This window comes from Burkholderia sp. BCC0506, assembly GCF_902833145.1.
Lineage (GTDB): Bacteria > Pseudomonadota > Gammaproteobacteria > Burkholderiales > Burkholderiaceae > Burkholderia.
Genome location: NZ_CADFEN010000015.1, coordinates 45,078 through 59,326 on the forward strand (window position 1 = coordinate 45,078; position 14,249 = coordinate 59,326).

Here is a 14,249-nt window from a genome sequence, read left to right on the forward strand (position 1 = left end):
TGCGCCATCGTCGTCCCTCGTTGTTCGCCGCGCGCAGCTTTTTCACCTTGAAACTTTTTCGGGCGCCCCGCCTGGGGGCGCCGTATTTGGAACCGTCCGCATGAAAGCTTCCCGTTTCTTTATCGGCACCCTGAAAGAGGCACCGGCCGACGCAGAGATCGTCAGCCACAAGCTGATGGTCCGCGCCGGCATGATCCGTCGCGTCGCCGGCGGCATCTACAACTACCTGCCGGTCGGCCTGCGTTCGATTCGCAAGGTCGAGGCGATCGTGCGCGAGGAAATGAACCGGGCGGGCGCCATCGAGCTGCTGATGCCGGCCGTGCAGCCGGCCGAGCTGTGGCAGGAATCGGGTCGCTGGGAGCAGTACGGCCCCGAGCTGCTGCGTTTCAAGGACCGCAAGGACAACGATTTCGTGATCGGGCCGACGCACGAGGAAGTCATCACCGACATCGCGCGCAACCAGATCAAGAGCTACCGGCAGATGCCGGTGAACTTCTACCAGATCCAGACGAAGTTCCGCGACGAGATCCGTCCGCGCTTCGGCGTGATGCGCGGCCGCGAATTCATCATGAAGGACGCGTATTCGTTCGACAAGGATGCGGCGGGGCTGAACGAGTCGTACCGCAAGATGTACGACGCGTACGTGCGCATCTTCACGCGCCTCGGCCTCGAGTTCCGCGCGGTCGCGGCCGACAGCGGCTCGATCGGCGGCAACTTCTCGCACGAGTTCCACGTGATTGCCGATACCGGCGAGGACGCGATCGCCTACTGCCCGACGTCCGAATTCGCGGCGAACGTCGAGGCGGCCGAAGCGCTGCCGCTGACGCCTGAGCGCGCGGCGCCCGCCCAAGCGATGGAAAAGGTCGCGACGCCCGGCAAGGCGAAGTGCGAGGCCGTCGCCGAGTTGTTGTCGATTCCGCTCGAGCGCACGATCAAGTCGATCGTGCTCGCGACCGACAACGAAGGCGCCGAGCCGACCATCTGGCTCGTGATGCTGCGCGGCGACCACGACCTGAACGAAATCAAGGTGTCGAAGCTGCCGGGCCTGAAGAACCACCGCTTCGCGACCGAGCAGGAAATCGTCGAGTGGTTCGGCACGCCGCCGGGCTACCTGGGCCCGGTCGGCACGAAGAAGCCCGTGAAGGTGATCGCCGACCGCACGGTCGCGAACATGAGCGACTTCGTCGTCGGCGCGAACGAGGTCGACTATCACATCGCGGGCGTGAACTGGGGCCGCGATTTGCCGGAGCCGGAAGTCGCCGACGTGCGCAATGTGAAGAAGGGCGACCCGTCGCCGGACGGCAAGGGCGTGATCGACATCTGCCGCGGCATCGAAGTCGGCCACGTGTTCCAGCTCGGCACGAAATATTCGGAAGCGATGGGCGCGACGTTCCTCGACGAGTCGGGCAAGCCGCAGCCGATGCTGATGGGCTGCTACGGCGTCGGCGTCACGCGCATTCTCGGCGCGGCGATCGAACAGAATTTCGACGACCGCGGCATCATCTGGCCCGAGTCGATCGCGCCGTTCGAGGTCGTGCTGTGCCCGATGGGCTATGACCGCAGCGACATGGTGCGCGAGACGGCCGACAAGCTGTATGCGGAACTCGTCGCGGCCGGCATCGACGTGATCCTCGACGATCGCGGCGAGCGCCCGGGCGTGATGTTCGCCGACTGGGAGCTGATCGGCGTGCCGCATCGTCTCGTGATCGGCGAGCGCGGCCTGAAGGAAGGCAAGATCGAGTATCAGGGCCGTCGCGATACCGAAGCGACGCTGCTGCCGGCCGACGCGGCCGCGGCGACGGTCGCCGAGAAGATCCGCGCCGCGCTCGCGCACTAAGCGCGGCGCCCGGAGGACACGATGGAATACACGTTCCTGTCGGCCACCGTGCTCCTCGTGCTGATCACGGATCCGCTGGGCAACATCCCGCTGTTCATTTCGGCGATGCGGGATGTGCCGCGCGAGCGGCGCGTGAAGCTGATCCTGCGTGAAGTGGGGATCGCGTTCGTGATCCTGCTGTTCTTCATGCTGGTGGGCGATCGCTTTCTGCGGATGATGAGCCTCACCGACCTGTCGCTGCGGCTCGGCGGCGGGATCGTGCTGTTCCTGATCGCGCTGCGGATGATCTTCCCGCATCCGGACGGCGCGCTCGGCAGCGACCCGCGCGCGGGCGGCGAGCCGTTCATCGTGCCGCTCGCGATTCCGGCGCTGGCCGGGCCGTCCGCGCTCGCGACGGTGATGCTGATGACGTCGCAGGCGCCCGGCAAGATGCTCGAGTGGGTCGGCGCGCTGACGGTCACGATGATCGTCTGCGCGATCACGCTGGTGCTGGCCGAGCGAATCCAGCAGTGGCTCGGCGAGCGGACGGTCGCGGCGTTCGAGCGGCTGATGGGCCTGGTGCTCGTCGCGATTTCGGTCGAGATGCTGCTGGCCGGCATTCGCGCGTTCGTACGCCAGTTGTAAGGCGGCGGCGCGCGAAAAAAAGCGGCGCTCCGGGAAACCGGAGCGCCGCTTTCTATTTATATAGCGGGCAGCGCGGCGATCAGACGTTCGCGGTCAGCGCGCGGATCGTCGGCAGGTTGCGCCAGTAGCCTTTCGCGTCCATCCCGCAGCCGAACACGTAGCGGTCCGGCACCGAGAAGCCGCAGAAGTCGGGGTGCAGCGGTTTCGCCTTCGCGAGCGTCTTCTCGCACAGCACGGCCGACATGAAGCGCTTCGCGCCCATGTCGAGGATGCGGTCGCGGATCGCGGCCATCGTCTCGCCTTCGTCGAGGATGTCGTCGAGTACGAGCACGATGCGGTCCTTCACCGATTCGCGCGGCGCGACGCGCCAGTGCATCTCCGGGCTGCCCTGCGTCGTGTTGCGGTAGCGGGTCAGGTGGATGTAGTCGAATTCGAGCGGGAAATCGAGATGCGGCAGCAGCATCCCGGTAAACACCGCGGCGCCGCCCATCACCGAGAGAACGAGCGGGAACGCATCGCCGATCTCGGCGCGGATCGCGTCGGCCATCTTCGAGATCGACGCGTTGACGGCGTCGGCCGAGACGATCTCTTCGGAGTGGTCGAAAATGTGGAGGGCTTCTTCGCGGTTCATGTGTTCTGGCGGGCAGTCGGTATACAAACAAGAATGAAGCAGAACGGCCGGTGCGCGCTACGGCAAAAACCCGCGCGCCGGCCGACGGGCGAAATCAGCGCATGCCGGGCATCATGCCCTTCAGGCCGCGCATCATCTTCTGCATGTTGCCGCCCTTCAGCTTCTTCATCATCGTACGCATCTGGTCGTACTGGTTCAGCATCCGGTTGACTTCCTGCACCGGCACGCCCGCGCCGGCTGCAATGCGGCGCTTGCGCGTCGCCTTGATGATTTCGGGCTTCGCGCGCTCGGCGGGCGTCATCGAGCAGATGATGCCTTCCATCCGGCGGATCGACTTCTCGGCCTGGCCCATGTCGGCGCCGGCCGCCGCCTGCTGGAACTGCGCGGGGAGTTTATCCATCAGCGACGACAGCCCGCCCATGTTCTTCATCTGCGAGATCTGCGCGCGGAAATCGTTCAGGTCGAAATCGCCGCCTTTCTTGACCTTGTCGGCGAGCTTCTGCGCGGCCTGGACATCGACGCCGCGCTGCGCCTCCTCGACGAGCGCGAGAATGTCGCCCATGCCGAGGATCCGGTTGGCCATCCGGTCGGGGTGGAACACCTCGAGGCCGTCGAGCTTCTCGGCGACGCCGACGAACTTGATCGGCTTGCCGGTGACGTGACGCACCGACAGCGCGGCGCCGCCGCGCGAGTCGCCGTCGAGCTTGGTCAGCACGACGCCGGTGAGCGGCAGCGTGTCGTTGAACGCCTTCGCGGTGTTGACCGCGTCCTGGCCGAGCATCGCGTCGACGACGAACAGCGTTTCGGCCGGCTTCAGCGTGCCGTGCAGCGCGGCGATTTCCTGCATCATCGCCTCGTCGATGCCGAGGCGGCCGGCCGTGTCGACGATCAGCACGTCATGGTAGTGGCGCTTCGCCCAGTCGACGGCCGCGAGCGCGATGTCGACGGGCTTCTGGTCCGGCGTGGACGGGAAGAAATCGGCGCCGACCTGTTCGCTCACCGTTTTCAGCTGCATGATCGCGGCCGGGCGATACACGTCGCACGACACGGTCAGCACCTTCTTCTTGTACTTCTCGCGCAGCAGCTTCGCGAGCTTGCCGGCGGTCGTGGTCTTGCCCGCGCCCTGCAGGCCGGCCATCAGGATCACGGCGGGCGGCGTGACCGCGAGGTTCAGCTCGGCGGCCTTGCCTTCGTAGTCGCCGCCGATCACGGCGGTCAGTTCCTTCTGGACCACGCCGACGAGCGCCTGGCCCGGCGACAGGCTGCTGATCACTTCTTCGCCGAGCGCCTTTTCCTTGACCTTGGCGATGAATTCGCGGACGACCGGCAGCGACACGTCGGCTTCCAGCAGCGCGAGACGCACCTCGCGGAGCATCTCCTGCGTGTTCGCCTCGGTGAGCCGGGCCTCGCCGCGCAGCGTCTTGACGACGCGCGCCATCCGTTGAGTGAGATTGTCGAGCATGGGGAGCGATGGACAGTGGGGCCCGAAGGCGCGGCGGGACCGAATAAAGGGAGCCGTCGCGGGGAGGGGGCCTAGTGTAAACTTCGAACATGGATATTGTACTGTATGCCCTCACCGCATTCCTGTACGGCGGCCTCGCCGTCGCAGGCTGGCGCGCGCACCGCCAGGGCGCGACGCCGCTCGTCGCGAGCGTGCCGGCCGTGCCGGTCCCCGCGTCCGCCGCGTCCGGGATGAGCGGGGCCGGCCGCGCGCTGCTGTTCGCCGCGCTGGTCGCGCACGGCGTGCTGCTCCACATGACGATCTTTCCGAACGACGCGATGGTGTTCGGCTTCGCGTTCGCGCTGTCCGCGATGTTCTGGCTCGGTGCCGGCATCTACTGGATCGAGAGCTTCTTCTTCCCGCTCGACAGCCTGCGCCTGCTGGTGCTGCCGCTCGCGTGCGGCGCGTCGCTGCTGCCGCTCGTGTTCGGCGGCGTGCGGGTGCTGCCTTATGCCGCAGCGCCGCTGTTCAAGCTGCATTTCCTGATCGCGAACATCGCGTACGGCCTGTTCGCGATCGCCGCGCTGCATGCGATCCTGATGCTGATGGTCGAGCGGCGCCTGCAGTCGCTGAGGAGCGGCGGGCGCGACGGTTCGACGGGCTGGATCGCGAGCTGGCTCGAAACGCTGCCGCCGCTGCTCACGCTCGAGAAGCTGCTGTTCCGCCTGATCGGCGCCGGCTTCGTGCTGCTGACGCTCACGCTCGCGTCGGGCATCCTGTTCAGCGAGCAGGTCGACGCGCGCGCGCTGCGGCTCGACCACAAGACGGTATTCGCGATCCTGTCGTGGCTGATGTTCGGCGGCCTGCTGGTGGCCCGCAAGACGTCGGGCTGGCGCGGCCGCGGCGCCGCGCGCTGGGTGCTCGTGTCGTTCGCCGCGCTGCTGCTCGCGTATGTCGGCAGCCGGTTCGTTTTCGAGGTGCTGCTGCACCGCTCCGTGGTTTGACCGCAGGTTTCCGATGCGACAGATTCTTCTCCTGATCCTTCTCTTCTTCGCGGGTTCGTGGCTCGCGCGCAAGCTGCGTCACGCGCAGGAACAGGCGCAGGCGCGCGCGGGTCGCGGCGCCGGTTACGACGCTGCGCCCGGCGCCGGCGCGGGTGCCGCGCGCCCGAACGGCGACGCGCGCTCGCTCCCCGAACCGATGGTGCGCTGCGCCGAGTGCGGCGTGCATGCGCCGAAGGGCGACGCCATTGCCGCGAGCGGCGAATACTTCTGCAGCGCGGAGCATGCGCAACGCCATGCCGCGCGCGTGAACGGTCGCGACGCGCGATGAGCGACGCGCCGGTGTTGTCGGTCGACGCGAACGGCTGGGTGCGCGAAGCGCGCCATGCGCCGTCGCCGAACTTCGAGAGGCGGCCCGCGGGTGCGGTGCCGACGCTCGTGATCGTCCACAACATCAGCCTGCCGCCCGGCGAATTCAGCGGCGACGCGATCGAGGCGCTGTTCCTGAATCGCCTCGACTGCGATGCGCACCCCTATTACCAGAGCCATCTGCGCGGCGTGCGCGTCTCCGCCCATTTCCTGATCCGCCGCGGCGGCGAACTCGTGCAGTTCGTATCGTGCGACGAGCGCGCGTGGCACGCGGGCGCGTCCGAGTTCTTCGGCCGCACGCGCTGCAACGACTTCTCGATCGGCATCGAGCTCGAAGGCGCGGACGACGTGCCGTTCGACGATGCGCAATACGCGGTGCTCGCCGCGCTCTCCCGTGCGCTCGCCGCGCGCTACCCGGTCGACGCGTTCGCGGGGCACTCGGACGTCGCGCCGGGCCGCAAGACCGACCCGGGCCCGCATTTCGATTGGCAACGCTTCGCGAGCGATGCCGGTTTTTCCGCCGAATACTTTCCTTTCCGTCAGCACTGATCGCGGGGTTTTTTGATCGGAAAAAGTTTTTTCTCCGACCAATGCCTTGCCGTGTCTGCGCGTGAACGATGTCAAGTCCTCTATCGCAAATTCTCCGTTTGGACGTCCTCCGAATGTCCACTATACTTGGTGCCAGTTGAGCAGTTCTGTACTAGATATAGTGTATGTCGCAGGGGAAAACCCGAGCGGCACCGGCCGGCGGGCAACGCCGGCGGACAGGGTTCTCAAGGCGGCGCACCAGGCCGGGCGGTCCGGGCGTCGCGACCAGCGCAGCGAACATCGACGGGGCAGGGTATACATGACGAAGCACACGACCGGCCGGGTTGTCGCGCATCGACCGAACCGGCTTCCCCGGCGCATCGCTCGCCTCTTACCGCTCGCGCACCGCATTGCGCAGCGTTCGTTTTAATCCGCGGTTCTCTCCGCACCATCCAACACCAGGAGCTTTGCACATGCAAACCACCGACAACGCGACGTCCCAGTACGAGAGCGCCTCGAGCCGTCCGCTCGGCGGGACCGAACAGGGCGCGAAGGCGCTCGCGCCGCAGGCCACGTTCGCCGACTACAAGGTGATCCGCCGCAACGGCAGCGTGGTGTCGTTCGAACCTTCGAAGATCGCGATCGCGGTGACCAAGGCTTTCCTGGCCGTCAATGGCGGGCAGGGCGCGGCATCGGCGCGCGTGCGCGAGCAGGTCGAACAACTGACGCACAACGTCGTTCGCGCGCTCGTGCGCAGCCGCCCGAACGGCGGTACGTTCCATATCGAAGACATCCAGGACCAGGTCGAACTCGCGCTGATGCGCGGCGGCGAACACAACGTCGCGCGGGCGTACGTGCTGTATCGCGAGAAGCGCCACCTCGAGCGCCAGCATGCGGGCGAGGAAGCGGCGGCAGCGGGCGGCGAGTCGAGCACCGGCATCAACGTCGTCGACAACGGCGTCACGCGCCCGCTCGACCTGAACGCGCTGCGCGCGCTGATCGTGTCGGCGTGCGACGGCCTCGGCACCGCGGTTAACCCTGACCCGATCGTCGCGGAGACGGTGAAGAACCTGTACGACGGCGTGCCGATGAGCCAGGTCTACGACTCGGCGATCCTCGCGGCCCGCACGATGATCGAAAAGGATCCGGCATACAGCCAGGTCACGGCCCGCATCCTGCTGCACACGATCCGTCGCGAGATCCTCGGCGAGGAAGTCGTGCAGGCCGAGATGTCGACCCGCTACGCCGAATACTTCCCGCAGTTCCTGAAGCGCGGCGTCGACGCCGGCCTGCTCGACGACAAGCTGCTGCAGTTCGACCTGAAGCGCCTCGGCGAAGCGCTCGACGCGAACCGCGACCTGCAGTTCGGCTACCTCGGCCTGCAGACGCTGTACGACCGCTACTTCCTGCACGTCGAAGGCACCCGCATCGAAATGCCGCAGGCATTCTTCATGCGCGTCGCGATGGGCCTCTCGCTGAACGAGATCGACCGCGAAACGCGCGCGATCGAGTTCTACAACGTGCTGTCGAGCTTCGACTTCATGAGTTCGACGCCGACGCTGTTCAACTCGGGCACGCACCGCTCGCAGCTGTCGTCGTGCTACCTGACGACGGTCGCGGACGATCTCGACGGCATCTATGAAGCGCTGAAGGAAAACGCGCTGCTGTCGAAGTTCGCCGGCGGCCTCGGCAACGACTGGACGCGCGTGCGCGCACTCGGCTCGCATATCAAGGGCACGAACGGCAAGTCGCAGGGCGTGGTCCCGTTCCTGAAGGTCGTGAACGACACGGCCGTCGCGGTGAACCAGGGCGGCAAGCGCAAGGGCGCGGTGTGCGCGTACCTGGAATCGTGGCACCTCGACATCGAGGAGTTCCTGGAGCTGCGCAAGAACACCGGTGACGACCGTCGCCGTACGCACGACATGAACACGGCGAACTGGATTCCCGACCTGTTCATGAAGCGCGTGATGGAAGGCGCCGACTGGACGCTGTTCTCGCCGTCGACCTGCCCGGACCTGCACGACAAGTTCGGCGCGGAATTCGAGGCGGCTTACACGGCTTACGAAGACAAGGTCGCGCGCGGCGAGATCAAGCTGTTCAAGAAGATCCCGGCGCAGCAGCTCTGGCGCAAGATGCTCGGCATGCTGTTCGAGACGGGCCACCCGTGGATCACGTTCAAGGATCCGTGCAACGTGCGCTCGCCGCAGCAGCACGTCGGCGTCGTCCACTCGTCGAACCTGTGCACGGAAATCACGCTGAACACGAGCGACACCGAAATCGCGGTGTGCAACCTGGGCTCGGTGAACCTCGTCGCCCACCTGGTGAAGCAGGCCGACGGCAGCTACGCGCTCGACCACGACAAGCTCAAGCGCACGATCAGCGTCGCGATGCGCATGCTCGACAACGTGATCGACATCAATTACTACGCGGTGCCGAAGGCGCGTAACTCGAACCTGAAGCACCGCCCGGTCGGCCTGGGCATCATGGGCTTCCAGGACTGCCTGCACCTGCTGCGCACGCCGTACGCGTCGCCGGCGGCGGTCGAGTTCGCCGACCGTTCGATGGAAGCCGTCTGCTACTACGCGTACTACGCGTCGACCGAGCTGGCCGAGGAACGCGGCCGCTACTCGAGCTACCGCGGCTCGCTGTGGGATCGCGGCATCCTCCCGCAGGACACGCTGAAGCTGCTGACCGAAGCGCGCGGCGGCTACGTCGAGGTCGACACGTCGGAATCGCTCGACTGGACGACGCTGCGCGCGCGGATCGCCGCGCACGGCATGCGCAACTCGAACTGCGTCGCGATCGCGCCGACGGCGACGATCTCGAACATCATCGGCGTGTCGGCCTGTATCGAGCCGACCTTCCAGAACCTGTACGTGAAGTCGAACCTGTCGGGCGAATTCACGGTGGTGAACGAGTACCTCGTCCGCGACCTGAAGGAGCGCGGCCTGTGGGACGAAGTGATGGTCGCCGACCTGAAGTACTTCGACGGCATGCTGTCGCGCATCGACCGCATCCCGGCCGACCTGCGCGCGATCTACGCGACCGCGTTCGAAGTCGACCCGACGTGGCTGGTCGAAGCGGCATCGCGTCGCCAGAAGTGGATCGACCAGGCGCAGTCGCTGAACATCTACATGGGCGGCGCGTCGGGCAAGAAGCTCGACGAGGTCTACAAGCTCGCCTGGCTGCGCGGCCTGAAGACGACCTACTACCTCCGCACGATGGCGGCGACGCACGTCGAGAAGTCGACGGTCGCGCACGGCGCGCTGAACGCCGTGCCGACGGGCGGTGCGGGCAGCGGCGGCGCGCAAGGCGCGGCGGGCGGCTTCGGGGCGGCGGGCGGCGATGTGTCGTCGGGCGCGGTCAGCGCAGCGTCGGCGCTCGCGCCGGTCGAAGCGGACGGTCCGGTGTGCACGATGCGCCCGGGCGACCCCGGCTTCGACGAATGCGAAGCGTGCCAGTAACGCAGTGCGCCTGACCTGAGAAGCAGGCCCGGGCGGCGCACACGACGACCGATCGAGGTTGAAGTGTGCGTCGCTCTCTACTAAAAAAATGATAAGGAATCTGTAACGCGACACCTGCGTTGCAGGCAGCGACAAGCGATCGAAACAGCCCCGACGGCGTCGCGTTTCGATCAGCGTTCGATGCGTCGAGCGCACCTCGAGAACCACGCGCGACTCACATCGCGCGCTGCATGAACGACGATGCGTTGCTCAAAGTGTTGTATCGAGGTCGCAACGCGAATCGAAAAAAGGATTTTTCGTGAGCGAACCCTTTTATCGCTCAGGAAAAGATGGTACAAACCGTTCTAAATTGATGGTGAGAATTTATGCTCAACTGGGATGACGAGAAGACTGCCGTAACCCCCGCGAGCGGAGCGCAGCAAAACGCGATGCGCACCTCCGCCGGGATGGCTGTCGGAATGCAGGCTGCAACGCCTGCCGCCCATCAGGTCCGTGACATTTTCGAAGGCGATCTTGCGGTGCCGCCGCAAGCATCGGCTGTTCCCGCCGGCGGTTCGGAAGCGCGGGTCAATGTCGCCGACAAGCGCATCATCAACGGCCAGACTGACGTCAATCAGCTGGTGCCGTTCAAGTACAAGTGGGCGTGGGAAAAGTATCTGGCCGGTTGCGCGAACCACTGGATGCCGCAGGAAATCAACATGTCCCGCGACATCGCGCTGTGGAAGGACCCGAACGGTCTGACCGAGGACGAGCGCCGCATCGTGAAGCGCAACCTCGGCTTCTTCGTGACGGCCGATTCGCTCGCGGCGAACAACATCGTGCTCGGCACGTACCGCCACATCACGGCGCCCGAGTGCCGGCAGTTCCTGCTGCGCCAGGCGTTCGAAGAAGCGATCCACACGCACGCGTACCAATATATTGTCGAATCGCTCGGCCTCGACGAAGGCGAGATCTTCAACGCGTACCACGAGGTACCGTCGATCCGTGCGAAGGACGAATTCCTGATCCCGTTCATCCATACGCTGACGGACCCGGCCTTCAAGACCGGCACGCTCGAAGCGGATCAGAAGCTGCTGAAGTCGCTGATCGTGTTCGCCTGCATCATGGAAGGCCTGTTCTTCTATGTCGGCTTCACGCAGATCCTCGCACTCGGCCGCCAGAACAAGATGACGGGTGCTGCGGAGCAATACCAGTACATCCTGCGCGACGAGTCGATGCACTGCAACTTCGGCATCGACCTGATCAACCAGATCAAGCTCGAGAACCCGCATCTCTGGACCGCGGAGTTCCGCGCCGAGATCCGCGAGCTGTTCAAGCAGGCTGTCGAACTCGAATACCGCTACGCCGAAGACACGATGCCGCGCGGCGTGCTGGGTTTGAACGCGTCGATGTTCAAGAGCTATCTGCGCTTCATCAGCAACCGCCGTTGCCAGCAGATCGGCCTCGACCCGCTGTTCCCGAACGAGGAAAACCCGTTCCCGTGGATGAGCGAGATGATCGACCTGAAGAAGGAGCGCAACTTCTTCGAGACGCGTGTGATCGAGTATCAGACGGGGGGCGCGCTGTCCTGGGAATAACCCGCAGCAGCGAACCCGTTACACGATGGAGCAGCCGGTGGCCTCTCGGCCCCGGCCCAAGGTTTAGGAGCAAGAACGCCTGATGCAAAGCATGCCCGGTGCCTTAACGGCCCAACGATACGACAGGCACTTTGCGAACCCTTCAGTGGGATGGGCAAACTTCCCTCCGGAAAAAGCGGACGGCCGTGTGGCGGTCCGCTTGATCAAGCGATTAGGGGTAGCGGCGCGAGGTGCGCCGGCTACCGACTTGATTTGGCGCGCGAGGCCGGGTGGTCACGCGCGCCATACCGTATTCATTAGCGTAAGCGCGCGGTATCTGCGTACGCCGATGAATAGCCCGCTTCGAAGCGCACGTCCTGAACAGCGTCCGCGGGAAGCGGGTTTTGACGAAGGGTGTAGTTTGAACTGACTCTCATCTGAACCTGAAGGAGAACAACATGGCTACTGCCAAGAAGAAACCGGCTGCTAAGAAGGTTGCTGCCAAGAAGACCGTTGCGAAGAAGGCTGCTGCTCCGGCGAAGAAGGCTGCAGTGAAGAAGGTTGCTGCGAAGAAGGTCGCGGTGAAGAAGGTTGCCGCGAAGAAGGCAGCACCGGCGAAGAAGGCCGCTGCAAAGAAGGTCGCAGCCAAGAAGGTCGCAACGAAGAAGGTTGCAGCGAAGAAAGTCGCGGTGAAGAAGGTTGCCGCGAAGAAGGCAGCACCGGCTAAGAAGGCCGCCGCGAAGAAGGTTGCAGCCAAGAAAGTCGCAGTGAAGAAGGTTGCTGCGAAGAAGACCGCACCGGCGAAGAAGGCTGCTGCGAAGAAGGCCGCGCCGGCGAAGAAGGCTGCTGCGAAGAAGGCCGCGCCTGCGAAGAAGGCTGCCGCGAAGAAGGCCGCGCCCGCCAAGAAGGCTGCCCCTGCGAAGAAGGCTGCCGCACCGGCGAAGAAGGCTGCTGCGCCGAAGAAGGCCGTCGTGAAGAAGGCTGCACCGGCAACGACCGCGTCGACCGCATCGGTTGCGCCGGCATCGGGCGTGAAGACCGCGCTCAACCCGGCAGCGGCATGGCCGTTCCCGACCGGCAGCCGTCCGTAATCGCGGCTGAGCAGCATCACCCGGACACTCACGTGGTGTCCGTGGGTTGAGTAGCGCTACTCAATCAATCCCGCCATCTGGCTCAGGTGGCGGGATTTTTTTCGTTCGTATGTCTGTCCGTGTGGGGCGTCGACCGGCTGGCCGACGCGAGCGTAAGCGAAAACCGGCGGACGAAAAAAAACGCATGTGCGGCTTCGCACATGCGTTCGACCGCGGCTTGCGCCGCGTGCTGAGGATACCGGTCAGTGCGTGACGCGCGTGACGCCGCCGCTCGACAGCAGGCGTACGCGTTCGCCGGCGCGGAACGCTTCGCCGCTGGCTGCCTGCGTGATCGAGCGCAGATCGCCGTTGTCGAGGCGCACGGTGATCTCGACACCATTCGCGGTGCTGAGGTTTTCACCGACGGCGTTACCCGCGACCGCACCGACGAGGCCGCCGGCGATGGCCGTCAGGATCGAGCCCTTGCCGCCGCCGATCGCGCTGCCCGCGACCGCACCGAGTGCGCCGCCGCCGAGCGTGCCGATCGCGCTGCCGCCGCCGTCGGACTGGATGCGCACCGCACGGACGCTTTCGACCGTGCCCATGCGGACCGTTTGTTCGCGCTGCGCCTGCCCGACGCTATAGACATCCGCCGAACCGGGTGCCGTGAAGCAGCCGGCGAGAGTCAGCGTGGCCGTCAGCATGGCCGCGAGCGTGAGGGTTTTTTTCGTCAACATCTTTGCTCTCCCACAATATTCATTTGAGACTGTAACCGAATGCAGTCTCGAAGCGTGCGTCGATTTCGGCTCGCGTCAGTACGTAAGTCTGGGGCCCTTGATGGGCGATCTTGAGCGAGCCCATCAGGCTCGCGAGGCGACCCGTGGTTGCCCAGTCGAGGCCATGCTCGATGCCGTACAGCAGGCCGCCCCGGAAGGCGTCGCCGCAGCCGGTCGGATCGGCGATGCGCTCGGCCGGCACGACCGGAATCTGCTCCGTGCCCTGCTTGTGGCGGATGATCGCGCCGTGCTCGCCCCGCGTGATGACGAGCGCGTCGACCCGGCTGGCGATTTCATCTTCGGACCATCCCGTCTTGTCGCTCACCAGCTTGGCCTCGTAGTCGTTGACCGCGACATACGTCGCAAGTTCAATGCTGCGGCGCAGCGTCGCACCGTCGAACAGCGGCAGCCCCTGACCCGGATCGAACACGAACGGCACCCCGGCCCTGGCGAGCTCTTCCACGTGCTGCACCATCCCGTCGAAGCCATCCGGGCCGACGATCGCGAGCTTGATGTCCGGCGCGTCGCCCGCGTGGTTCAGGTGCGACTGCATCATCGCGCCCGGGTGGAACGCCGCGATCTGGTTGTTGTCGAGATCGGTCGTGATCATCGCCTGCGCGGTGTACGTATCGGGCAGCACGCGAACGTGGTCGCGGCGCAGGCCGAGCTGGTCGAGCCGGTCGAGATACGGCTGCGCATCCAGCGCGCCCATCGTGCCCATGATGCGCGCATCGCCGCCGAGCAGGTGCAGCGCATACCCGATGTTGCCCGCGCAGCCGCCGAATTCGCGACGCATCGTCGGCACGAGGAAGCTCAGGTTGATGAGGTGCACCTGGTCGGGCAGGATGTGCTCGCGGAACCGCCCTTCGAAGGTCATGATGGAGTCGTAGGCGATCGAGCCGCAAATCAGCGTAGCCAAGGTGTGCGTTCCTGTAGAAATGAGGGGCCCCGC

Annotated in this window: 13 protein-coding genes; 9 read left to right on the forward strand and 4 right to left on the reverse strand. The window is 65.4% G+C overall.

From position 1 onward, the window contains the following. The first annotated feature begins 100 nt into the window (after positions 1 to 100). Both HWX62_RS28680 and HWX62_RS28685 read left to right on the forward strand, forming a co-directional pair. On the forward strand, positions 101 to 1,837 hold the full coding sequence (locus HWX62_RS28680) for a proline--tRNA ligase (RefSeq protein ID WP_175927580.1): 1,737 nt from the start codon (positions 101 to 103) through the stop codon (positions 1,835 to 1,837). 21 nt (positions 1,838 to 1,858) lie between these two features. Further along, positions 1,859 to 2,461 (forward strand): MarC family protein, encoded by a 603-nt coding sequence (locus tag HWX62_RS28685; protein WP_175927581.1) that lies wholly within the window; start codon positions 1,859 to 1,861, stop codon positions 2,459 to 2,461. Between the two features lie 79 nt (positions 2,462 to 2,540). Here HWX62_RS28685 and HWX62_RS28690 read toward each other — a convergent pair whose 3' ends face one another. Further along, positions 2,541 to 3,092 carry a hypoxanthine-guanine phosphoribosyltransferase gene (locus HWX62_RS28690; protein WP_023477519.1) on the reverse strand — a complete coding sequence of 184 codons (552 nt, stop codon included), beginning with the start codon at positions 3,090 to 3,092 and terminating at the stop codon, positions 2,541 to 2,543. Between the two features lie 94 nt (positions 3,093 to 3,186). After that, positions 3,187 to 4,554, reverse strand: a complete 1,368-nt coding sequence (gene ffh, locus HWX62_RS28695) for a signal recognition particle protein (protein ID WP_175927582.1) — start codon at positions 4,552 to 4,554, stop codon at positions 3,187 to 3,189. Positions 4,555 to 4,643: 89 nt separating this feature from the next. On the opposite strand from ffh, the gene ccsA reads away from it, so the two are divergent. The 7 genes from ccsA (at position 4,644) to HWX62_RS28730 (ending at position 12,542) form a co-directional block, all read left to right on the forward strand. Then, a complete protein-coding gene (gene ccsA / locus HWX62_RS28700; protein WP_175927583.1) occupies positions 4,644 to 5,537 on the forward strand; it encodes a cytochrome c biogenesis protein CcsA in 894 nt (297 codons plus the stop codon). A gap of 13 nt (positions 5,538 to 5,550) precedes the next feature. After that, positions 5,551 to 5,865, forward strand: coding sequence for a PP0621 family protein (locus HWX62_RS28705; RefSeq protein WP_175927584.1), 315 nt, complete (start codon positions 5,551 to 5,553; stop codon positions 5,863 to 5,865). After that, positions 5,862 to 6,452 (forward strand): 1,6-anhydro-N-acetylmuramyl-L-alanine amidase AmpD, encoded by a 591-nt coding sequence (gene ampD / locus HWX62_RS28710; protein WP_175927585.1) that lies wholly within the window; start codon positions 5,862 to 5,864, stop codon positions 6,450 to 6,452. The genes HWX62_RS28705 and ampD overlap by 4 nt, the downstream gene beginning before the upstream one ends. 452 nt (positions 6,453 to 6,904) lie before the next feature. Then, positions 6,905 to 9,895, forward strand: a complete 2,991-nt coding sequence (locus HWX62_RS28715) for a ribonucleoside-diphosphate reductase subunit alpha (protein ID WP_175927586.1) — start codon at positions 6,905 to 6,907, stop codon at positions 9,893 to 9,895. Positions 9,896 to 10,260: 365 nt separating this feature from the next. Continuing rightward, entirely contained in the window at positions 10,261 to 11,472 is a 1,212-nt protein-coding gene (locus tag HWX62_RS28720; RefSeq protein ID WP_059500930.1) for a ribonucleotide-diphosphate reductase subunit beta, read from the forward strand. 82 nt (positions 11,473 to 11,554) lie between these two features. After that, positions 11,555 to 11,881 carry a hypothetical protein gene (locus HWX62_RS28725; RefSeq protein ID WP_084044093.1) on the forward strand — a complete coding sequence of 109 codons (327 nt, stop codon included), beginning with the start codon at positions 11,555 to 11,557 and terminating at the stop codon, positions 11,879 to 11,881. 28 nt (positions 11,882 to 11,909) lie between these two features. Next, positions 11,910 to 12,542: a histone H1-like DNA-binding protein gene (locus HWX62_RS28730; RefSeq protein ID WP_175927587.1), complete on the forward strand. Its 633-nt coding sequence runs from the start codon at positions 11,910 to 11,912 to the stop codon at positions 12,540 to 12,542. Positions 12,543 to 12,784: 242 nt separating this feature from the next. On the opposite strand, the gene HWX62_RS28735 is transcribed toward HWX62_RS28730, so the two are convergent. Beyond that, on the reverse strand, positions 12,785 to 13,258 hold the full coding sequence (locus tag HWX62_RS28735; protein WP_006476977.1) for a glycine zipper 2TM domain-containing protein: 474 nt from the start codon (positions 13,256 to 13,258) through the stop codon (positions 12,785 to 12,787). A 19-nt stretch (positions 13,259 to 13,277) separates the two neighbouring features. Further along, positions 13,278 to 14,216 carry a carbohydrate kinase family protein gene (locus HWX62_RS28740; protein WP_175927588.1) on the reverse strand — a complete coding sequence of 313 codons (939 nt, stop codon included), beginning with the start codon at positions 14,214 to 14,216 and terminating at the stop codon, positions 13,278 to 13,280. Positions 14,217 to 14,249: the final 33 nt, after the last annotated feature.